At 61.5% G+C, this 20,618-nt stretch carries 23 protein-coding genes and 1 tRNA gene; 15 read left to right on the top strand and 9 right to left on the bottom strand.

Annotation, left to right across the window (positions count from 1 at the left end):
- Positions 1–176: 176 nt before the first annotated feature.
- Both ACS4RR_RS04555 and ACS4RR_RS04550 read left to right on the top strand, forming a co-directional pair.
- On the top strand, positions 177–1,592 hold the full coding sequence (locus ACS4RR_RS04555) for a lipopolysaccharide biosynthesis protein (RefSeq protein WP_456189754.1): 1,416 nt from the start codon (positions 177–179) through the stop codon (positions 1,590–1,592).
- Positions 1,593–2,870 (top strand): GNAT family N-acetyltransferase, encoded by a 1,278-nt coding sequence (locus tag ACS4RR_RS04550; protein ID WP_260109564.1) that lies wholly within the window; start codon positions 1,593–1,595, stop codon positions 2,868–2,870.
- Here ACS4RR_RS04550 and ACS4RR_RS04545 read toward each other — a convergent pair.
- Entirely contained in the window at positions 2,867–4,498 is a 1,632-nt protein-coding gene (locus ACS4RR_RS04545) for an AMP-binding protein (RefSeq protein WP_260109565.1), read from the bottom strand. The genes ACS4RR_RS04550 and ACS4RR_RS04545 overlap by 4 nt on opposite strands.
- Before the next feature lie 217 nt (positions 4,499–4,715).
- On the opposite strand from ACS4RR_RS04545, the gene ACS4RR_RS04540 reads away from it, so the two are divergent.
- Positions 4,716–5,696 (top strand): aldo/keto reductase, encoded by a 981-nt coding sequence (locus ACS4RR_RS04540; protein WP_260109566.1) that lies wholly within the window; start codon positions 4,716–4,718, stop codon positions 5,694–5,696.
- A gap of 90 nt (positions 5,697–5,786) precedes the next feature.
- Here the strand turns inward: ACS4RR_RS04540 and ACS4RR_RS04535 are convergent, their stop codons facing one another.
- Positions 5,787–6,365, bottom strand: a complete 579-nt coding sequence (locus ACS4RR_RS04535; protein WP_011653696.1) for a TetR/AcrR family transcriptional regulator — start codon at positions 6,363–6,365, stop codon at positions 5,787–5,789.
- A 129-nt stretch (positions 6,366–6,494) separates the two neighbouring features.
- On the opposite strand from ACS4RR_RS04535, the gene ACS4RR_RS04530 reads away from it, so the two are divergent.
- Entirely contained in the window at positions 6,495–7,790 is a 1,296-nt protein-coding gene (locus ACS4RR_RS04530) for an MFS transporter (RefSeq protein ID WP_017966375.1), read from the top strand.
- Positions 7,791–7,915: 125 nt separating this feature from the next.
- Positions 7,916–8,000: transfer RNA gene (locus ACS4RR_RS04525), tRNA-Leu, on the top strand.
- Between the two features lie 80 nt (positions 8,001–8,080).
- Here ACS4RR_RS04525 and ACS4RR_RS04520 read toward each other — a convergent pair.
- Both ACS4RR_RS04520 and ACS4RR_RS04515 read right to left on the bottom strand, forming a co-directional pair.
- Positions 8,081–8,368: a hypothetical protein gene (locus tag ACS4RR_RS04520; protein WP_003543268.1), complete on the bottom strand. Its 288-nt coding sequence runs from the start codon at positions 8,366–8,368 to the stop codon at positions 8,081–8,083.
- A 169-nt stretch (positions 8,369–8,537) separates the two neighbouring features.
- Positions 8,538–8,822, bottom strand: a complete 285-nt coding sequence (locus ACS4RR_RS04515; protein ID WP_456189753.1) for a hypothetical protein — start codon at positions 8,820–8,822, stop codon at positions 8,538–8,540.
- 214 nt (positions 8,823–9,036) lie between these two features.
- Between ACS4RR_RS04515 and ACS4RR_RS04510 the strand changes: the two genes are divergently transcribed.
- Positions 9,037–10,785, top strand: a complete 1,749-nt coding sequence (locus ACS4RR_RS04510; RefSeq protein WP_456189752.1) for a cation:proton antiporter domain-containing protein — start codon at positions 9,037–9,039, stop codon at positions 10,783–10,785.
- Between the two features lie 51 nt (positions 10,786–10,836).
- Here the strand turns inward: ACS4RR_RS04510 and ACS4RR_RS04505 are convergent, their stop codons facing one another.
- Positions 10,837–11,166 (bottom strand): hypothetical protein, encoded by a 330-nt coding sequence (locus tag ACS4RR_RS04505; RefSeq protein WP_170257044.1) that lies wholly within the window; start codon positions 11,164–11,166, stop codon positions 10,837–10,839.
- A 117-nt stretch (positions 11,167–11,283) separates the two neighbouring features.
- Positions 11,284–11,574 (bottom strand): hypothetical protein, encoded by a 291-nt coding sequence (locus ACS4RR_RS04500; protein ID WP_170257045.1) that lies wholly within the window; start codon positions 11,572–11,574, stop codon positions 11,284–11,286.
- Between the two features lie 197 nt (positions 11,575–11,771).
- On the opposite strand from ACS4RR_RS04500, the gene ACS4RR_RS04495 reads away from it, so the two are divergent.
- Positions 11,772–12,362: a YqaA family protein gene (locus ACS4RR_RS04495; protein ID WP_222386994.1), complete on the top strand. Its 591-nt coding sequence runs from the start codon at positions 11,772–11,774 to the stop codon at positions 12,360–12,362.
- A 78-nt stretch (positions 12,363–12,440) separates the two neighbouring features.
- Positions 12,441–12,962, top strand: coding sequence for a disulfide bond formation protein B (locus tag ACS4RR_RS04490; protein WP_222279639.1), 522 nt, complete (start codon positions 12,441–12,443; stop codon positions 12,960–12,962).
- 74 nt (positions 12,963–13,036) lie between these two features.
- Here ACS4RR_RS04490 and ACS4RR_RS04485 read toward each other — a convergent pair whose 3' ends face one another.
- Both ACS4RR_RS04485 and ACS4RR_RS04480 read right to left on the bottom strand, forming a co-directional pair.
- The gene (locus ACS4RR_RS04485) at positions 13,037–13,594 is read right to left on the bottom strand and encodes an HNH endonuclease (protein ID WP_017966367.1); all 558 of its coding nucleotides are present in this window, start codon (positions 13,592–13,594) and stop codon (positions 13,037–13,039) included.
- Positions 13,595–13,705: 111 nt separating this feature from the next.
- Positions 13,706–14,398: a DNA-3-methyladenine glycosylase family protein gene (locus ACS4RR_RS04480; RefSeq protein WP_222387020.1), complete on the bottom strand. Its 693-nt coding sequence runs from the start codon at positions 14,396–14,398 to the stop codon at positions 13,706–13,708.
- On the opposite strand from ACS4RR_RS04480, the gene gluQRS reads away from it, so the two are divergent.
- Positions 14,397–15,278: a tRNA glutamyl-Q(34) synthetase GluQRS gene (gene gluQRS, locus ACS4RR_RS04475; protein ID WP_170263046.1), complete on the top strand. Its 882-nt coding sequence runs from the start codon at positions 14,397–14,399 to the stop codon at positions 15,276–15,278. The genes ACS4RR_RS04480 and gluQRS overlap by 2 nt on opposite strands.
- Here the strand turns inward: gluQRS and ACS4RR_RS04470 are convergent.
- Positions 15,243–16,166, bottom strand: a complete 924-nt coding sequence (locus ACS4RR_RS04470) for a YihY/virulence factor BrkB family protein (RefSeq protein ID WP_170257049.1) — start codon at positions 16,164–16,166, stop codon at positions 15,243–15,245. The two genes, gluQRS and ACS4RR_RS04470, sit on opposite strands and share 36 nt — an antisense overlap.
- Before the next feature lie 76 nt (positions 16,167–16,242).
- Between ACS4RR_RS04470 and ACS4RR_RS04465 the strand changes: the two genes are divergently transcribed.
- From ACS4RR_RS04465 to ACS4RR_RS04440, 6 genes are all read left to right on the top strand, one after another.
- On the top strand, positions 16,243–17,076 hold the full coding sequence (locus ACS4RR_RS04465) for an SDR family oxidoreductase (protein WP_456189751.1): 834 nt from the start codon (positions 16,243–16,245) through the stop codon (positions 17,074–17,076).
- A gap of 18 nt (positions 17,077–17,094) precedes the next feature.
- A complete protein-coding gene (locus tag ACS4RR_RS04460) occupies positions 17,095–17,298 on the top strand; it encodes a twin transmembrane helix small protein (RefSeq protein ID WP_064247712.1) in 204 nt (67 codons plus the stop codon).
- Between the two features lie 21 nt (positions 17,299–17,319).
- On the top strand, positions 17,320–17,898 hold the full coding sequence (locus ACS4RR_RS04455; protein ID WP_456189750.1) for a cob(I)yrinic acid a,c-diamide adenosyltransferase: 579 nt from the start codon (positions 17,320–17,322) through the stop codon (positions 17,896–17,898).
- A 33-nt stretch (positions 17,899–17,931) separates the two neighbouring features.
- A complete protein-coding gene (locus ACS4RR_RS04450) occupies positions 17,932–18,717 on the top strand; it encodes a rhomboid family intramembrane serine protease (protein WP_456189749.1) in 786 nt (261 codons plus the stop codon).
- 183 nt (positions 18,718–18,900) lie between these two features.
- Positions 18,901–19,650 carry an electron transfer flavoprotein subunit beta/FixA family protein gene (locus ACS4RR_RS04445; RefSeq protein WP_456189748.1) on the top strand — a complete coding sequence of 250 codons (750 nt, stop codon included), beginning with the start codon at positions 18,901–18,903 and terminating at the stop codon, positions 19,648–19,650.
- 25 nt (positions 19,651–19,675) lie between these two features.
- Positions 19,676–20,605, top strand: coding sequence for an electron transfer flavoprotein subunit alpha/FixB family protein (locus tag ACS4RR_RS04440; RefSeq protein WP_456189747.1), 930 nt, complete (start codon positions 19,676–19,678; stop codon positions 20,603–20,605).
- The last annotated feature ends 13 nt before the right edge of the window (positions 20,606–20,618 follow it).

Here is a 20,618-nt window from a genome sequence, read left to right as displayed (position 1 = left end):
AGTCCGCAAAGATCCGCGAAAATGCCGCCTTCGGGCGGCATTTTCTTTTCTTCGGCAACGTCGGAAAACCGGAATTTCAGCGTTGGACGGCAGCCTGATCCGGAACCGTTTCTTAACCCTGTCCTGTCAAGACTTCAGGGGCGATTTGCCTGACCTCAGAGTTTTGCGTGTTCATCATGGCGGTCATAGAAACAGCGGAGAAGATGCTGTCCGCGGGCCTGCGCCCAATCGGCGGCCGTACGCTGCGCATGCTTGCGGCCGTGCTCACCGAACGCGGGGAGAAGGCGGCCGCCCAGCGCATGGCGCTGACGGCGTTTTCGATCCGTATCCTCAGCGCAGCACTCGCCTTCGTCTCCCAGATCGTGCTTGCCCGGCTGGTGGGCGAGTATGAATACGGCATCTTCGTTTTCGTCTGGGTGCTGGTCGTCGTCTTCGGCGATCTCTCATGCCTCGGTTTCCACACCGCGATCGTCCGCTTCTTGCCGCAATACAGGGCTGCCGGCGCCTTCGAGGAAATCCGCGGCCTGACCGGCACGGCGCGGATCTTCGCGCTGCTGTCCGGCACGGCGGTGCTCGCCGCCGGCATGCTCGGGCTGCATTTCTTCGGCGATATGATCCAGGTCTACTATCTCGTCCCGATCTTCATCGGCCTGCTCGCCATGCCGATGATCGCGCTCGGCGACATTCTGGAAGGCACATCACGGGCGAACCATTGGCCGGTGATGGCGCTGAGCCCGGTCTACATCGTCCGCCCGATCCTCATCATCCTCTTGATGCTGATCGCGATTGCCATCGGCGCCGAGCACACGGCCGTCACCGCAATGCAGGCAGCACTCGTCGCCACCTTCGTCACCGCTCTCGGCCAGTATGTCGCAACGCTCTACCGCCTTCGCCGGCATTATGACGAAGGCCCGCGCAAGGTCGATTTCCTCGCCTGGTTCAGCGTCGCCTTCCCGATTTTCCTGATCGAGGGCGTGAGCTTCCTGCTCACCAATTCCGATGTCGTCGTCGTCGGCATCTTCCTCGAGCCGCACGACGTCGCCATCTATTTCGCCGCCGCCAAGACGATGGCGCTGGTGCATTTCATCAATTTCTCGGTCAAGGCGGCCTCCGGCCCGCGCTTTTCCTCGATCATCGCCGAAGGCGACCACGCCCAACTGGCAACCGCTGCCATCGACGCCGCCCGCTGGACCTTCTGGCCGGCACTCGGGGTCGGCCTTGTCGTGCTTGCGGCCGGCCATCTGCTGCTGTCGCTCTTCGGCGGCGCCTTTACATCAGGCTATCTGGTGATGGCGATCCTGCTCGCCGGCATCCTTGCCAAATCGCTGGTCGGCCCGGCCGAAACGCTGCTGATGATGGCAGGCAAGCAGAATTTCTGCGTCGCACTCTATGCCGGCGCATTGACGGCCAATGTCAGCCTCAACCTCGCATTGATCCCACATTACGGCATCGAGGGCACGGCGATCGCCACCGCCTCCGCCATGGCTGTCGAGGCGATCCTGCTGCATATGGCCGTGCGCCGCACGCTCGGCATCGTCCTTTTCGCCTTCGCCAGCCCCTCCACCGCAACGCCTGAAATGAGAGTTCGATAGATGGTGCGTGTACCCCCCGTTACCGAAAGCACCGACAGCGCCGCAAACCGCATGGTGCATGATCTCGCCGCGTTGAATTTCGAAGCACCGCGGGCCGAGGCTCGCGCCGAGATCGGCCGACCGGGGCGCGAGCTCTGCCTTTATCCCGGCAAGCTGGGTTATGACCTTCAGGATGAGCTCGATTTCCTCTCCAACCGGGCGATGGAGCCGAACGTCTTTTTCTCCGGCCGCTTCCTCGCCCCCGCCATGCCGCGGCTCGAAGATCGGCAGGTGAACTTCGCCCTGATCCGCGATCACAATGCCGACCGCAGCCGCATGCGGTTCCTCTTGCCGTTTTCGGTCGACAAGCCGGGCTTCGCCGTCGGCCCGTCGATCATCCGCGGCTGGTCGAACAGCTTCGGTCCACTCGGCACGCCGCTCGTCGATGGCGAGGATGCCGCCGAGACCCTCGACAATCTCTTCGAGGGACTGACCGCCCGCGATCTCAATCTGCCCGGCATATTGGTTCTGCCGGATCTCAGGCTGAACGGCATCTTCGTGCGGATGCTCAAGGCCGTGGCGCTCAGCCGCAATCTTCCCGTCACCGTCACCAATCCCTACCTGCGCCCGATGCTGCAGAGCGAGGAAGAGGCGCCGGCCTATCTCAGCAAAACCATCTCCTCCTCGCATATGCGCGAGATGCGCCGGCAGTGGCGCCTGCTGGAGGAACAGGGAACAACGGTCTATGCCGTCGCCCGCCAGCCGCGCGAAATTCATGTCCGCTTCGAGGAATTCCTGGCAATGGAAGCCGGGGGCTGGAAGGGCAAGCGGCGAAGCGCTCTCGTCACCGATCGTTATCATACGGCCTTCGCCCGCGAGGCGGTGTCGAACCTTGCCGCCGTCGATGCCGTACGCATTCACACGATCGATCTCAACGGCAAGGCGATCGCCGCCATCGTCGTGCTGATGATGGGCGGCGAGGCCTATACCTGGAAGACCGCCTACGATGAAAACTATGCCCGCTATTCGCCTGGCAAGCTTTTGATGAGCGAACTCACCGAATGGCATCTCGACGATGCCAATATCGTGCGCTCCGATTCCTGCGCCGTCTCGGATCATCCGATCATGAGCCGCTTCTGGCAGGAGCGCGAGGAGATGGGAACGCTGGTGATCGGCCTGATGCAGAACGGCGACCGCGACATGCGCCAGGTCACCGCCCAGCTCCACATGTACCGCAGCACCCGCAACATGGCAAAGATGCTGCGCGAAAAGATCATGTCGCTTGCCGGGCGAGGCTAACCTTCAGCCGCCGCCCTCTCCCGCAGCAGTCGGCGGATCACCTTGCCGGTGGTCGTCAGCGGCAAGGCATCGATGAATTCCACCTCACGGGGATATTCGTGCATCGAAAGCCGCGTCTTCACCCATTCCCTGATGTCGGCGGCCAGCGCCTCGCTTGGATGATGGCCAGGTGAAAGCACGATATAGGCCTTGACGATTTCAGTGCGCACGGCATCGGGCTTGCCGACGGCGGCGGCAAGCTGCACGGCGGGATGGCCGATCAGGCAGTCTTCGATCTCGGCCGGGCCGATGCGATATCCCGACGAGGTGATGACGTCGTCATCGCGGCCTTCGAAGGTGACGTAGCCCTCAGCGTCCTGCCGGCCGATATCGCCGGTGAGCAGCCAGCCCTTGGCGAATTTTCGTTCGGTCGCCGCCGCATCGTCCCAATAGCCGAGGAACATGACAGAATCGGGACCGGCGATGGCGATCTGGCCCGGTTCGCCGACGGGCAACTCGTCGCCCGTCTCGCTGACGATCGCGACGCGATGCCCGGGCACTGCCCGTCCGATAGCACCGGCCTTGGTGACGCCATAAGCAGCGCTGGAAGCGAGCACGAAATTGCACTCCGTCTGGCCGTAGAATTCGTTGACGGTGATGCCGAGCGTATGCCGCGCCCATTCATAGGTCTCGCGGCCGAGCGCCTCCCCGGCCGAGCCGATGGTGCGCAGCACCAGATCATATTTCGAGCGCGGATCGGACACGGACCGCATCAATCTCAGCGCCGTCGGCGGAATGAAGGCATTGCGCACCTTCATCTCAGCCATGATGCGATAAGCCATGCCGGCATCGAATTTCTGCGCCGGCGACGAGACGACGGGAACGCCGAGCAGAAGGCTCGGCAGCAGCGCATTGAGCAGACCGCCCGCCCAAGCCCAGTCGGACGGCGTCCAGACCTTGTCGCCCGGTTGCGGAAAACCCTCATGGGCAAACTGCATACCGGGAATATGGCCGGGCAGAACGCGATGACCATGCAACGCACCCTTGGGCGGCCCCGTCGTGCCGGAGGTAAAGATCATCAGCGCCGGATCATCCGGACCGGTCTTGGCGATGTCGAAGACAGGGGGATGGCCATCCGCCAGTTCGGCGAAAGCAGTCGCATCGGCACTCGCCCCGTCGATGCTGACGATATGCTTCAACGCCGGCAGGCGTCCGCGGATCTGCCGGATGCGTTCGAGACCGAAGCCGTTGGTGACGACGGCCGCGGCACCTGCCGCCTTCAACCGGTATTCCAGCGCCTCGACGCCGAAGAGCAGCGCCAGTGGCAGCGCGATCGCGCCGGTCTTATAGATCGCCACATGCGCGATCACCGTTTCGAAGGATTGCGGCAATAGCAGCGCGACGCGATCGCCGCGTTTGATATCAAGTGAAACGAGCGCATTTGCAAAAGCCGAGGAAAGGTCGGCGAGCGCGCGATAGGTCATTGCGCGATGATCGCCGTCAAGGCTGAAATGCTCAAGGCAGACACGCTCCGGATCTCTTGCGGCCCAGTCGTCGCTGACGGCGCGGCCGATATTGAAATCCTCCGGAATCCGCCAGGAGAAATCGCGATAGAGATCGTCGTAGCGATCGTGTGACGGCAGCTGCATGGTCGGATTCCGATAAAATGCTGCGTCAGCTAACATCTTGCGGCGCGGATGTGCAAGCTGCAGCCGGAATCGACAGCGATGAGCTTCAGAAGTCGATCACGGATCATTGTGCGCATGCAGCATAGATTCTTCATTTGCCGCCCTGCGACTTTGGCCATCTCGCGCTAAATCATGGAGAGCCGCCTGGGGGTCATCCAATTCATCACGGAGTCGTTTCATGGAATATGTAAAATTCGGAAAGACCGGTCTCGAAGTATCGAAAATCTGCCTGGGCTGCATGACCTTCGGCGATCCCGGCCGCGGCAATCATGCCTGGAGCCTGCGGGAAGAAGAAAGCCGGGTGATGATCAAGCAGGCGATCGACCTCGGCATCAATTTCCTCGACACCGCCAACACCTATTCCAACGGTTCGTCAGAGGAGATCGTCGGCCGCGCCATCAAAGACTTCGCCAAGCGCGAGGACATCGTGCTGGCGACCAAGGTGTTCAACCGCATGCGGCCGGGCCCGAACGGCGCCGGCCTGTCGCGCAAGGCGATCTTCGACGAGATCGACAACAGTCTGCGTCGTCTCGGCAGCGACTATGTCGATCTCTACCAGATCCACCGCTTCGACTACACGACGCCGATCGAGGAAACGCTGGAAGCGCTGCACGACATCGTCAAATCAGGCAAGGCCCGCTATATCGGCGCCTCCTCCATGTATGCCTGGCAATTCGCCAAGGCGCTCTATGTCTCCAGACTGAACGGCTGGACCGAATTCGTCAGCATGCAGGACCACCTGAACCTGCTCTACCGTGAGGAAGAGCGCGAAATGCTGCCACTCTGCGAAGATCAGAAGATCGCCGTCATCCCCTGGAGCCCGCTTGCCCGCGGCCGCCTGACCCGTGACTGGGACGAGACGACGGCACGCAGCGAAACCGACGAATTCGGCAAGACGCTCTACACCCAGTCCATCGATGCCGACCGCAAGATCGTCGGGGCCGTGGCCGAAGTCGCCACTGCCCGCAACATCTCCCGCGCCCAGGTCGCAACCGCCTGGATCCTGCAGAAGAGTGCGGTGACCGCCCCGATTATCGGCGCGTCCAAACCCAACCACCTCAGAGACGCCGTTGCCTCGCTCTCGGTCAAGCTTACCGCTGAGGAAATCGCGGCACTGGAAGCACCCTACGTCCCGCACGCCATCGCCGGTTTCAAGTAGCCGCTGGCTTCTCGGTCCTCAGGCACATGCAAAGTAGATCCCTCTCCGCGCGGAGAGGGAGATCGAAACCATCGCCTTTCGCGACTGAGATTATGTTTGGCTTTCAGGATCGAGCTGCCGGCGCATCGTCACCAAAAACTGCTCGGCAAGCGCCCTGTCCTCGACCGCGCGGGCAAGAATGACAGCACCCATCATCGATGACAGTGTCGTCGTCGCATTGGCACGACGCTCCTCTTCCGTTTCGCCGGGAACGATATCGGCAAGCGTGTCGACCAGCACGGACAGCCCATCGCTGAAGACCGCGCGGACCGCGCCGCGGCTGCGGCTGACCTCCTGGATCAGCGTTGCGAAGACGCAGCTGCCACCGGGATCGTCAACCGTGCGCCAGTGGATATAATGATCGAGAAGAGCGGCCAACGGCCGGTCTGGCGATTCGGCGATATGTTCCTTCCAGCGCGTTTCGACCTTGTCGATCAGCTTGCGGCTGACCTCCAGCGCCAGGTCGTCCTTCGAACCGAAATGACCGTAGAAGCCGCCATGCGTCAGTCCCGCCGCCTTCATGATGTCGGCGACGCCCACCCCGTCGAAACCGTTTTCGCGGAAAAGCACGCCGGCAACGCTCAGGATCTTTTCGCGGTTCTCGGCAAATTTTTCGCGGCTGACCCGCATTCGTCATCTCCAGAAATAGGCGCTTGACAAAATATATGACGTCCATCATCAATACGCAAGAAATATGATGCCCATCATGTAAATCGATCCAGTATCTCCTAAGACCTGAATTCAACCGGAATCTTGCCCATGGTTTCCACAGCCCTTGCCTCCTCCCTTGCCCGACGCAACATCCATTACGGCTGGGTCGTCGTCGCCGCGACCTTCCTCACCATGCTGGTCACCGCCGGCGCCATGGGCGCACCCGGCGTTCTCATCAAGCCACTGCAGGACGAATTCGGCTGGGAGACATCGCAGATTTCCTCGGCCCTTGCGATCCGTCTGATCCTTTTCGGCTTCATGGGTCCGTTCGCCGCCGCCTTCATGAATTATTTCGGCGTGCGCAAGGTCATCGTCTTCGCCTTAGCGCTGATCGGCGCAGGCTTCGTCGGTTCGCTGTTCATGACGACGCTGTGGCAGTTGCTGCTGCTCTGGGGTATCGTCGTCGGCTTCGGCACGGGTCTGACGGCCATGGTGCTCGCCGCAACGGTCTCCAGCCGCTGGTTCACCAAGCATCGCGGCCTCGTCGTCGGCATGCTCTCGGCAAGCTCGGCCACCGGCCAGCTCGTCTTTCTGCCGTTGATGGCGGAACTGACGCAACGTTACGGCTGGCGCTCGACGGTGTTTTTCGTCTGCGCCATGATCATGGTTGCAGCCCTTGCCGTGCTTGCCTTCATGCGCGACCGGCCGGCCGATCTCGACCTGCCCTCCTTCGGCGAAACGCAGGTGACGCCGCCGCCGGCAAGCACCTCTCTCGGCGCCGCGCTGATGACGCCGATCACCGTCCTCAAGGAAATCTCAAAGACCTCGACCTTCTGGATCCTCTTTGCCACCTTCTTCATCTGCGGTCTCAGCACCAACGGCCTGATCCAGACCCATTTCGTCACCCTGTGCGGCGATTTCGGCATTGTACCGGTGGCCGCGGCCAGTGTGCTGGCTGTCATGGGCATCTTCGATTTCTTCGGCACCATTGGTTCCGGCTGGCTGTCCGACCGTTTCGACAATCGCTGGCTGCTCTTCTGGTATTACGGCCTGCGCGGCCTGTCGCTGCTCTACTTGCCCTTCAGCAATTTCAGCTTTTACGGCCTCTCCATCTTTGCCATTTTCTACGGTCTCGACTGGATCGCCACCGTGCCGCCGACCGTCAAGATCGCCGCCGACCGCTTCGGCCGAGAAAAGACCGGCCTCGTCTTCGGCTGGGTCTTTGCCGGACATCAGTTGGGAGCCGCCACCGCCGCCTATGGCGCCGGCCTCTCGCGCACGGAGCTTTCGAGCTACCTGCCCGCCTTCTTCGTCGCCGGCGCCTTCTGCCTGCTGGCCTCGATCCTGGCGATTACGCTGAAGAAGTCCGGCCTGAGCAACCCGGCACCGGCCGCCGCCCATTGATATCAGACAGGATCCGGCCTCGAAGCGAGGCCGGATCTCTCTACCGGATCAGTCCGATAACTTCGCTTGCCCGTCTTGCGCGTCCGGGCGCTCGCATGTTAGACAGCCGCCCGTTCGTATCCGTTGCCCCATTGGCGGAATTGGTAGACGCGCTCGACTCAAAATCGAGTTTCGAAAGAAGTGCTGGTTCGACTCCGGCATGGGGCACCATCATCTCAAATTGTCACGTAGTGTCCCTGCCTCAAAAACCCGACACAGGACCACGCAACATAATTCGTATCTAGCGAAGCTTACTTATTCTTCAGCAACCACATCTTGCCGGCCATCGTGATGCCGTAGACGTCTTTTGATGCGTCGTCATCCAGGTGCCGCCTCTCCAGAAAACCCGGCTCCTTCAACTCGCCCAGCGTCTTGGCGGTGACCGATTTTATTTTCTGAGGCCGCTCTTTCCACCGGTCAGTTTTTGCATAAGTCACCGTCGCGTTCTCGTGCGTCCATTTATTGGCCGGCTGAGGATAAAGGTCTCCATCCCTGGCGAGTTTAAGTGCGGCGATCTGGGACGGCGTAAGCTCAATCATTCTGAAAAATCCTGTGCGGGCGGTGTTTGCGCTGGGAACGCGCTTTTACCAAAGGCGTGCTCATAACACCGACAGACGACTTTCACCACCGCATTGAGTTATTCGCGCCACGAAAGGCGAAAGCCCGGCTCGTCGGAACCGGGTTTCGTGCTTATCGCATATTTTTTCGTTAATTGCAGCGCCGGACCGTCCTGGTGACCTCGCCTTCGTCGGTCTGTCGGGTGACGCTCCTGGTTTCGCAGCCATTATCGCGATAGCGGCGGTGCTCACGCTCGCGCACAGCACCGAAGGTGACGCCACCTTCGCTGATCGTGATGCCGGGTCGTACCCGCTCATGGCGATAGCCGTCGTCATAAGAACGCTCCCTGACATAGACGCTGTCGGCAAGAACAGGCGCTGCAAACGAGCAGGCGGCAAGAGCCGCCACAGTACAGTTTAGGGTGATCTTCCGCATATCGTTTCTCCTTTCTTGATGAAAGGCCAACGAGACAAGACGCAAGTGGTTCCAACATCGGTGACGGCCCGACCGTGCCGTGGACGACGTCTGCGCCGCACTGGCCAGGACTGAGAACGAAGACTTTAAACAGGAGCCCATCCCCCAAATCAACTGTTTAATTTTGTTTGCGCTTCGTCCAAAGTGGCCGCCGCTATCACAAGAGAGGGCGGACGTGCATCAGGAAGTAGGACTTATCGCGACGGTCGCCGCCAGTTTCGTTTTCGCAGCGATCCTGGGCTATGGCGCCGACCGGCTTCGGCTGCCGCCGCTCGTCGGTTACCTGATGGCGGGCATCCTGATGGGCCCGTTCACGCCGGGCTTCGTCGCCGATACCGCCCTTGCCGGCCAGCTCGCCGAAATGGGCGTCATTCTTCTGATGTTCGGCGTCGGCCTGCATTTTTCCGCCTCCGACCTGCTCGCCGTGCGCGGCATCGCCGTGCCTGGCGCGATCGGACGAATTATCCTCGCCACCCTGTTAGGCATCGGCCTTTGCAAACTCTGGGGCTGGAGCCTCGGCGCCGGCATCGTGCTTGGCCTCAGCCTGTCGGTGGCGAGCACGGTCGTGCTCTTGAAGGCGCTGGAGGAGCGCAATCTCGTCAACGCGGCAAGCGGACGCGTCGCCGTCGGCTGGCTGATCGTCGAGGATCTGGTGATGGTGCTGGCGCTCGTGCTGCTGCCGGCGCTCGCAGAGCTTCTGGGTGGCAACGCCAGCAATACGACCAATCATGGCCTCGGCGACCTGCCGCTGGTGCTGACGATCGGCCTGACGCTGCTGAAGGTGGCGGCCTTCGCCGCCATGGCGATCTTCCTCGGCCCTCGCATCGTGCCCTGGCTGCTGACGCTGATCGCCCGCACCGGCTCGCGCGAACTCTTTACGCTGACGGTGTTGGCGATCGCGCTCGGCATCGCCTTCGGTTCGGCGGCGATCTTCGGCGTCTCCTTTGCGCTCGGCGCTTTTTTCGCTGGCGTCGTCATGAGCGAATCCCAGCTCAGTCACAGGGCGGCGGCCGACTCGCTGCCGCTGCAGAATGCCTTCTCCGTGCTGTTCTTCGTCTCCGTCGGCATGCTCTTCGATCCCTCGATCCTGGTGCGCCAGCCGCTGGCGGTGATCGGCGCGCTGGCGCTCGTCGTCCTCGGCAAGGGCATCATCACCTTCCTGATCGTCATGCTGCTGCGATACCCGATCAGCATGGGGTTGACGTTGGCCGGCGGCCTTGCCCAGATCGGCGAGTTTTCCTTCATCCTCGCCGGACTCGGCGTCTCACTCGGGCTCCTGCCGCATGAGGGCCAGGATCTGATCTTGGCCGCCGCAATCCTGTCGATCACCCTCAATCCGATCGTGATCTTTGCGACCGACGGCCTGAAGAAATACATCCATTCGAAATGGCCCTCCCTCTGGGAAAGTTACGGCAGGAGCAGACAGAAGGCGCTCGGCAGAGAGCTGGAAAAGATCAGGACGCTCGGCGAGGAGCGCGAGCGCCAGCATCAACTGAAGATGCAGCAGCTGATCGAGACTTTCCCGCTGTTCTCCGAGGTCGACGAGGACGCGCAGGAGGAGCTGCTGCTGCTCTTCAAGGCGAAATCCGCGCCGCCCGGCGAACGCGTCATCCGCCGCGGCGACCGGGGCGACAGCATGTATTTCATCTCCTCGGGCGCGGTGGAAGTGCGGCTCGCCAGCGGCGCGATCCGCCTGGAGCCGGGCGCCTTCTTCGGCGAAATGGCGCTGCTGACTGGCGGACGGCGCACCGCCGACGTCATCGCCGTCGACTTCTGCCAGTTCGAGGTCCTCGAGCGGCGCGACTTCAACATGTTCATGTCGCACCACCCACATCTGCGAGCCGCCGTTAGCGAAATGGCTCAGAAGCGGACGGAAATGAACGTCCTGCGTCAGCAATGGGAAAAGTCGATGGACCTATCCTGAGACGGGAACCGCACCTCTCGGATAGAGCTGCGGCGTTTCGCAAATGATAGACTACTTGTCGGGGCAAGCTTCGTTGGTCGTCGCGCCGCTGTTGCCGCCTTGCGTCTGAAGCGAATTGCCGCTCGGCTGGTCCGGGCAATTCGCCTTGTTCATCGGCATGTTCATCGAACTGCCGGAGCCATTGTTCGTCGTGCTGTTCGTTGCATTCGGATCCAGTGGTACCGTCGTGCCGCTGCCGCTGTTGCCGGTGCTGTTATATTCCGAGCTGCTCGGCGTATTGGCGCCGCTGTTGGTCGGAGCCTGCGGCGGGTTGCTCTGTGCGAAAGCCGACGCCGCCATGCCAAGAGCGAGCAGCGAGACTGCAGCAAGTTTCATCCGCATGGGAATATCCTCCTCGGGATTTTGTTGATCCTGAGAAGGAAACCATGCGCCAAAGTCGTTGTTCCGACAGGCATAGGGATTAAATCCCCAGACGCGCGGCACCGTAGCGGGATTGCCTCAGCCCGCCGGCCAATAACCGTCGGCGCAGAAATCCTCCGGGATTGGATCGAGCCGTGACAATGCCTCGGCTGCGAAATCGATCTGCAGCGACAAGTGTTTGAGAGACGCCAGCATTGGCACACCGGTCGCGAATTCCCGGACGCGGGACAGATGATAACCGCTCTCGCTGATCCGTCGCGCAGCCTCCCGGCGCACGTCGTCTTTGCTTGGTCCACGCCCCTCTGCGGACCGGTTATCCATGTGCACGGCCTGCCCACGGCCGCCTTCGATCACTTTGAACATTCTCATGCCACCCTGCACGTCGACCCCAAATCAGCTTGCCGCAGAATGGCCGATTCGCAATCCCGTGAAATCTTGGGAGAGGCGCCGATGGCCTGCATCACGAAAATTTTTGGGCGGCGGTGGCAGGAAGGACACGGGCGAGCATTTACAGCGCCGCGCATGGTCCCTAAAGCTTTTTTGCACCGCAACAGGAAGGAAACGGAATGCTCCGCAGACTTTACGACTGGACCATGTCTTTGGCCTCGCGCAAATCGGCCGAAGTCTGGCTCGCCGTCATCGCCTTCGTCGAAAGCTCCGTCTTTCTCGTCCCCGCCGATGTGCTCTTCCTGCCGATGGCGCTTGCCAAGCCGGAACGCTCCTATCGCTATGCGCTGATTGCAACTGTCGCCTCCGTACTCGGCGGCATCGCCGGCTGGGCGCTCGGCTACTACGCCTATGAGACGGTGGCGCGGCCGATCCTGGAATTCTACGGCAAGCTCGAAGCCTTCGAGCAGATGAAGGCCTATGTCACCTACGAGACGATCCTGCTGCTGCTCGTCACTTCGGGTCTTGCACATTTGCCGCCGATCAAGATCGTCACCATCCTGTCCGGCGTCATCCACGTCAATCTGGGGCTTTTCATCGTCTCGGCGATCGTCGCGCGCGGCGCGCGTTTCCTCTTCCTCGCCTGGCTGCTGCGCCGCTACGGCGAGCCGATCCGGCATTTCATCGAGAAGCGGCTCGGCCAGATCGTCGGCATCGGCGCCGGCGCCGTCATCGTGTTATACGTCGCCTACCGCTATCTCGCTCACTAAAACAGGATGATTTTAGGCCGGGTCGAGCTAAAATCTGAATTCGCCTCTCATGCTCTACCAACTTCGCGGAGCTCCGCCATGACTGCCACTTCCTCGCCACTCGCTCGCCCCGGCTTTATTTATTCCCTGTTGCTCGCCATCGGCATGGCGGCGGCGGTCGGCACGGCGCTCGGCTTCCAGTATATCGGCGGCTATATTCCTTGCGCGCTCTGCCTGTTGCAGCGTCAGCCCTATTATTACGCCATCCCGATCGCGATCCTGGCCGCAATCTCCGAACTCATCGGGCTGCCGAACTGGATCACCCGGGCGCTCATTCTCGCGGCCGGCATCCTGATGCTGGTGACGGCAGGCATGGGTGTCTATCACGCCGGCGTCGAATGGCATTTCTGGCCCGGCCCGCCCACTTGCTCGACGACGGCAAGCAGCATGACGACTAATGCCGGCGATCTGCTCGGTGAGCTCAACACCATCAAAGGCCCGTCCTGCACCGATGCGGCGCTTCGCGTGCTCGGCCTGTCTTTTGCCGGCTGGAATGTGATTGCCGGAATCCTGCTTGCGGCCTTCGCCTTTGTCGGCGTTCGCAAGGCCGCCACTGCATAAATTATGCAGGAAACCGAAATGCTACAGCGTCTTTTGCGCGTCCGAAAAGACGCGCGACGCTGTAGGCCGTTCGATCAGGGCTGTAGTTCGGTATCCCAGTAGAGATAGTCGAGCCAGCTTTGATGCAGATAGTTTGGCGGGAACAGCCGGCCGTTATTGTGCAGATCCTGTACCGTCGGCTGGTAGGGCTTCTGCGCCGGGAACATGCCTGCCTGCTTCGGAAGCTTGCTACCCTTGCGCAGATTGCAGGGCGAGCAGGCTGCCACGACATTCTCCCAGGTGGTCTCGCCGCCATGGGCGCGCGGAATGACGTGGTCGAAGGTCAGGTCGTCATCAGCGCCGCAATACTGGCACTCGAACCGGTCGCGCAGGAAGACGTTGAACCGGGTGAAGGCGGGATTGCGGGACGGCTGAACGTAAGTCTTCAGGCACACGACACTCGGAAGCCGCATCGAAAAACTCGGCGAGGAAACCGAATGTTCATATTCTGCAATGATGTTCACACGGTCGAGAAATACCGCCTTGATCGCGTCCTGCCAGGACCACAACGACAAGGGGTAATAACTCAGTGGCCGGTAGTCAGCGTTCAGGACGAGCGCTGGCAGGGCCTGTGGGGAGACTGCAATCGTCAAGGGACTCTCCTGATCGATTCGGCATCTGCACCTGTATATTAGGCCGGTTGTTACAGGATTGTGAAGTCCAATAAATTCAGAGGATAAAGGCAATTTGAAGAGTGTTGCCGATCAGCCGGTCGGCACCATGTCACGGCGCATTTTCGTGGCGTAATAGGCCCAGAAAAGCCGTGCCGCCACCGAACGCCACGGCGACCAGACTTCCGCAAGCTGGGTCAGCGCCTTTGCCGGCGGCCGTGCTGCAAGACCGAAAGCCGCCCCGACGGCATTCTGCAGTGCGACATCGCCGGCTGGGAAAACATCGGCATGGCCACCGCAAAACATCAGATAGACCTCCGCCGTCCACGGTCCGACGCCTTTCAGCGCGGTCAGTTCGCCAAGTGCGTCGCCCGGCGGCTTCAGGCAGAGCCCGGAGAGATCGAGGCGGCCGGAGGCGACCGCTTCGGCAATCCGCGACAGCGTCTCGGCCTTGGCGCGCGACAAGCCGAATTCGCGCCATGCGTCGGCGTGAAGCAGCACGTAGCCTTCGGCAGTCAAAAGACCATCCGACGGCAGCATGCGCCGCCAGATCGCGTCGGCGCTGGCGCGCGATACCATCTGCGAGACGATGATATGGGCAAGGCCGGCAAAGCCGGGTTCGCGCAGCCGCAGCGGAATGGGCCCGGCTTCCGCGACGATCGGTGCAAGACGCGGATCGAGGCGAAGCAGCGCTTCGAGCCCCTGCCTGACATCGTCTTCGTTGCGGATGATCTGCACTTTGCCTCGCAGTGGTTCAAAATTCGAATCCATGGCAGAAGAAAGCATGACCACGAGTGAGCGTCAAAAACCTGTCTTTCGTTTTGCGCCGAGCCCCAACGGACCGTTGCATCTCGGCCATGCCCTGTCGGCCCTGCTGAACCGCGACATGGCGGATGCCGAACAAGGCCGCTTGCTGCTGCGTATCGAGGATATCGATCAGACGCGCTGCACGCCAGAGTTCGAGGCCGGCATCCTCAGCGATCTCGAATGGCTTGATATCAAGTGGGAAAGCCCGGTGCGGCGCCAGTCGGAACATTTCCCCGAATATCAGGCGGCGCTGCACACACTGATCGAGCGCGGACTGGTCTATCCGGCCTTTCTTACGCGTGGCGAGGTGAAAGCGCGCGTCGCCGCCTACGAGGCGGCGGGTGAATCCTGGCCGCGCGATCCCGACGGCACCCCGCATTATCCCGCAAATGATCGCGAGCGTTCGGCAGACGAATGGCGGGACATGCTGACCTCGGGAATGAAACATGCTTGGCGGCTCGATATGCGCAAGGCGCTCGACCTGATCGGCGAACTGCTGTTCTGGACGGAAACCGGCGACGGCAGGACAGGTGAGATCGCCGCCGAGCCCAACGTCTGGGGCGACGTCATCCTGTCACGCTCGGATGCGCCATCGAGCTATCATCTTTCCGTGGTCGTCGACGATGCGCTGCAGGGTGTCACCCATGTCGTGCGTGGGCTCGACCTCTTCCACGCGACATCGGTGCATCGGCTATTGCAGGTGCTGCTCGGCCTGCCGCAGCCGGTCTATCACCATCATCGTCTCATTCTCGGCGCCGACGGCCGCAAACTTTCGAAAAGCGAGGGCGACACCGCACTTGGCGAATTGCGCGCCCAGGGCATGTCAGTTGCGGATATTCGCCGCCTTGTCGGGCTCTGACTGGCTTTCGACACGCTCTCTGCCGACGATCGAAAGCGTGTGCGAAAACATCCGGAAGACGCGGAACTTGATCAGCGCCGCGTTGATCTCCGCCCCGATGATGAAGATGACGCCGACCATGTAGAGGAAGATCAGCACGATCATGACAGAGGCGAGACCGGCATAGGTTGCCGTATAATTGGCGAAGGTCGCGAGATAATAGGCAAAAATCAGCGCGCCGGCGAGCCAGAGAAGTAGCGTCAACAGTACGCCGGGAATGACGTCGAAGACCCGTCGCTTGCCGGCCGGCAGCCAGAGATGCATGACCAGCAGTCCGACCGTCAGAACCACCAGCGTGCCGTAGATGCGCCAGCTGAACACGATGTCGAGCGTATCGGCAAACAGCGGAAACCAGCCGCGCGCATAATCGAGCGCCAGCGGCAGGGCGACCAGCAGGATGCTGATCGCCGCAAAGATGATGACCGCGATCAGCACATAGCCGAGGCTGGCGAGACGCGTGAAATACCAGGGCCGCGTTTCCTGTACCCGGTAGGCGCGGTTGAGCGAGATGCGCAGCGCCTCGACGCCGTTCGAGGCGAAATAGGCGGCGGCCAGCACCGAGATCGTCAGCAGCCCGCCGCGCGGAATGGTCAGCACCTGCAGCACCTGGTCGGCGAGCGGCTTGGCGATCGCCTCGGGCCAGGTGTCGAAGATCAGGTGGATGGCGGTCGAGGAGAACTGATCGGCGCCGAGGAAGCTTGCAAGCGCAGTGCCGAAGATCAGGAAAGGGAAAACCGCAAGCAGGCTCGACAGCGCCACATGGCTTGCCATGGCGAAGCCGTCGTCCTCGACCATGTGACAGATCGCGTCATAGACCACGTCGTAGATCGTGCGCAGCACCTTCGGCATTCCGTCTCCGGCTTTCCAGATTGTATCCTCTGGCCGAATATGGGAAACGAGTCCCATTTTGTACAGGAATCATTCCATGGCGGGAGAACGCACCATCGTCGTGACCGGGTGTTCGTCCGGTATCGGCGCTCATTGCGCGCGGGCGCTGAAAGCCGATGGCTGGCGTGTCTTCGCGACGGTGCGCAAACCGGACGATCTCAAGGGGCTGGAAGCGGAAGGCATCGAAGCCTTCCCGATGGATTATACCAGGACCGAGACGATTTCCGATCTGGTCGGCGCGGTTCTGGAACGCAGCGGCGGCCGCATCGACGCGCTCTTCAATAACGGCGCCTACGGCCAGCCGGGCGCCGTCGAGGATCTATCGACGGCAACGCTGCGCGCGCAGTTCGAGGCGAATTTCTTCGGCTGGCATGAGCTGACGCGGCAGGTCATTCCGCCGATGCGCAAACGCGGCCAAGGGCGGATCGTGCAATGCTCGTCGATCCTCGGCGTCGTCCCCTATCGCTATCGCGGCGCCTACACCGCTTCCAAATTCGCGCTCGAAGGCCTCAGCATCACCCTGCGCATGGAGCTGCAGGGCAGCGGCATCCATGTGAGCCTGATCGAGCCGGGACCGATCGCCACGCGGTTCACCGCCAACGCGCTCGCAAAGATCAAGGAGCATATCGATCTCGAGAATTCGCCGCACGCGGTCGATTACGTCAGGCAATTGGCGAGGCTCGACGGATCGGGGCCGGTCAACCGCCACAAGCTCGGCCCGGAAGCGGTCTATTCCGTGTTGAAACACGCATTGAACTCGAAAAATCCGAGGCCACATTATCCCGTAACGACTCCGGCCAAGCAGGGCATGTTCCTGAAGCGGCTGCTTCCGGCAGACCTCTTCTACCGCCTGATGCGCTGGATGGACTGACTGAGAAAGCTGAATGCCATGTCCACAGTCACCTATATCCTCGCGATCATCGTCATGGGCGTCGTCGCCCTCGTCCTGATCCGCGGTCTCTTCAACATGATGAAGGGCGGCGATGCCAACCGTTCCAACAAGTTGATGCAGCTTCGTGTGCTGTTGCAGGCGGTCGCCGTCATCCTGATCATGCTGACGCTCTGGCTGACCGGCGGTGGCCGCCCAACCTGATCGTCATTCAAGGAGAAAACCGTGGTCAAGCTCAACAAGATCTACACGAAAACGGGCGATGACGGCACGACCGGGCTGGTTTCCGGCCCACGCCGGCTCAAAGACGATCTGCGTGTCGAGGCCTACGGCACGATCGACGAGGCCAATTCCGCGATCGGCCTGGCTCGGCTGTACACGGCCGGCTTGCCTGAACTCGACGCCATGCTGATGTCGATCCAGAACGACCTCTTCGATCTCGGCGCCGATCTCGCCACCCCTGACACTGGCGAACTGCCGGCCTATGAACCGATGCGGATCTCGGAGACGCAGGTCGACCGCGTCGAGCGCGATATCGACCAGCTGAACGCCGATCTGCAGCCGCTGAAATCCTTCATCCTCCCAGGCGGCAGCCCGGCCGCCGCGCATCTGCATCTCGCCCGCACGATTGCGCGCCGTGCCGAACGTCTGATGGTGGCGCTTGCCCGCACCGACGGCGAAATCCTCGGCGAGCCGGCGATGAAATATGTCAACCGCCTGTCCGATTTCCTCTTCGTCGCCGCACGTCATGCAAATGACGGGGGCCATGCGGATGTGCTTTGGCTTCCGGGAAAAAACAGATAGGCTTGTCGCGATCACGATCGCCGGGGGGCCTTTATGTTCATACCACTTCACGATGCCAATACCTTGAAACATATCAAGGTTCAGTGGGTGACGCTCGCATTGATGGCGTTGAATATCGCGGTCTGGCTTTTGACCAGTTTTGAGAACGAACAGGCAGCCCAGGCGACGACCGTCGGGCTCGGCTATATCCCGGCAATCGCCTTCGGCCACGCGGTGCTGGCGCAAGGGCTGGAGATCGTGCCGGAACCCCTCACCTACCTCACCTACGCCTTCGTTCATACCGGCTTCTGGCATCTGGCCGGCAACATGATCTTCCTTTGGGTCTTCGGCGACAATGTCGAGGATGCGATGGGGCATCTGCGCTTCCTGATCTTCTATCTCATCTGTGCCGCCGCCGGCGCGCTCTGTCACGGCCTGCTGACCATGACCTCGGAAGCGCCGCTGGTCGGCGCATCGGGGGCGGTCTCCGGCGTCATTGCCGCCTATGTCATGCTGCATCCGCGCGTCCGGGTCTGGGTGCTGGTGTTTTTCCGTGTTCCGTTGCCCCTGCCGGCCTTCGTGCCGCTGCTTTTATGGATCGGGCAGCAGTTCTTCATGCTGGCGATCGCGTCTGACGGCGACGTTTCCTGGGGCGCGCATGTCGGCGGCATCCTTGCCGGCGCTTTCCTGATCCTGGTGTTCCGCCGGCCTGGTGTGCCGCTCTTCGACCGGCAGATCGTCACGCCTCGCGCCGTCAGAAACGACCCGGGCACCGGCCCGGCCATCGCGGCCGGCACGGACGGGCGGACGGCGCAGCGCTTTTCCTGGGGCCGACACTGACGATATTGACGTGAACGTAAACGTCCACATATTGCCGAGGCAAATCGCTTGCCGGCGTCATGCATGCGTTGAATTTGGAGGAAAAACGCGTATCCATGTCGCCATTCGACAATCGGAGCGGCGCCTAAGCGCGCATTTTCTAAAAAAGGCTCCGAAGCCAGTTTCTCCTGAAGGAAGGACCCCATGAAGATACTCGTCCCAGTCAAACGGGTTGTCGACTATAACGTGAAGATCCGGGTGAAGCCGGATGGCACGGGTGTCGAGCTTGCCAATGTGAAGATGTCGATGAACCCGTTCGACGAGATCTCGGTGGAAGAGGCGCTGCGGCTGAGGGAAGCCGGCAGGTGCGAGGAAGTGGTCGTCGTCTCGATCGGTCCGGCCAAGGCCGAGGAGACGCTGCGGACCGCCCTTGCCATGGGCGCCGACCGGGCGATCCTGGTCGAGACCGACGATGCTGTAGAACCGCTCACGGTTGCCAAGATCCTCAAGGCTGTGGCCGATGCCGAACAGCCGGGGCTGATCATATCAGGCAAGCAGGCGATCGATGACGACAGCAACCAGACCGGCCAGATGCTGGCAGCACTGATGGGAATTGCCCAGGCGACCTTCGCCTCGAAGATCGAGATCGGTGATGGCAAAGCAACCGTCACCCGCGAAGTCGATGGCGGCCTGCAGACGATCGAGATCAAACTGCCGGCGGTTGTGACCACCGATCTGCGCTTGAACGAACCGCGCTATGCCTCGCTGCCGAACATCATGAAGGCGAAGAAGAAGCCGCTCGACAAGAAGAGCCCCGCCGACTTCGGCGTCTCCACCACACCGCGCCTCAGGGTCTTGAAGACCGAGGAGCCGTCCGGCCGCAAGGCCGGCGTCAAGGTCAAGTCGGTCGCCGAACTGATCGACAAGCTCAAGAACGAAGCCGGCGTGCTGTAATCAGCTGGGAACAGGAGCCAATATCATGACCATTCTTCTTTTGGCTGACCACGACAATGCCAGCCTGTCCGATCAGACCGCCAAGGCGCTGACGGCCGCCACCAAGATCGGCGGCGATGTTCATATTCTCGTTGCCGGCAAAGCTGCCAAGCCTGCTGCCGAACAAGCCGCCAAGCTTGCCGGCGTCTCGAAAGTGCTGCTCGCCGAAAGCGACGAACTCGCCAACAATCTGGCCGAACCGCTCGGCGACCTGATCGTTTCGCTGGCGGGCAGCTACGACACGATTATCTCGGCCGCCACCTCCGTCGGCAAGAACGTGCTGCCGCGCGTCGCTGCCCTTCTCGACGTTGCCCAGATCTCGGAGATCATCGAGGTGATCTCGTCCGACACCTTCAAGCGGCCGATCTATGCCGGCAACGCCATCCAGACGGTGCAGGCGAGCGATGCCAAGAAGGTCATCACCGTGCGCACCGCATCCTTTGCCTCCGCGCCGGAGGGTGGCTCGGCCAGCGTCGAGGCAATCCCGGCGATATCCGATCCGGGTCTTTCCACCTTCGTCGCCGATGCGCTGTCGGCCTCCGACCGGCCGGAACTGACCTCGGCCAAGATCATCATCTCCGGCGGCCGGGCACTCGGTTCGGCGGAAAAATTCAGGGAAGTCATCCTGCCGCTGGCCGACAAGCTCGGTGCCGCCGTCGGCGCATCCAGAGCCGCCGTCGATGCCGGTTATGCGCCGAACGACTGGCAGGTCGGCCAGACCGGCAAGGTGGTGGCGCCTGATCTCTACATTGCCTGCGGCATTTCAGGCGCCATCCAGCATCTGGCCGGCATGAAGGATTCGAAGGTGATCGTCGCCATCAACAAGGACGAGGAGGCGCCGATCTTCCAGGTCGCCGACTACGGATTGGTCGCCGATCTCTTCGATGTCTTGCCGGAATTGCAAAAGGCGCTCTAGCTGCGTCAAATGC

This window comes from Rhizobium zaerense (assembly GCF_051810725.1).
In the GTDB taxonomy this organism is placed as follows: Bacteria; Pseudomonadota; Alphaproteobacteria; order Rhizobiales; family Rhizobiaceae; genus Rhizobium; species Rhizobium leguminosarum_I.
This window is presented reverse-complemented; position numbering and strand designations above follow the sequence as displayed.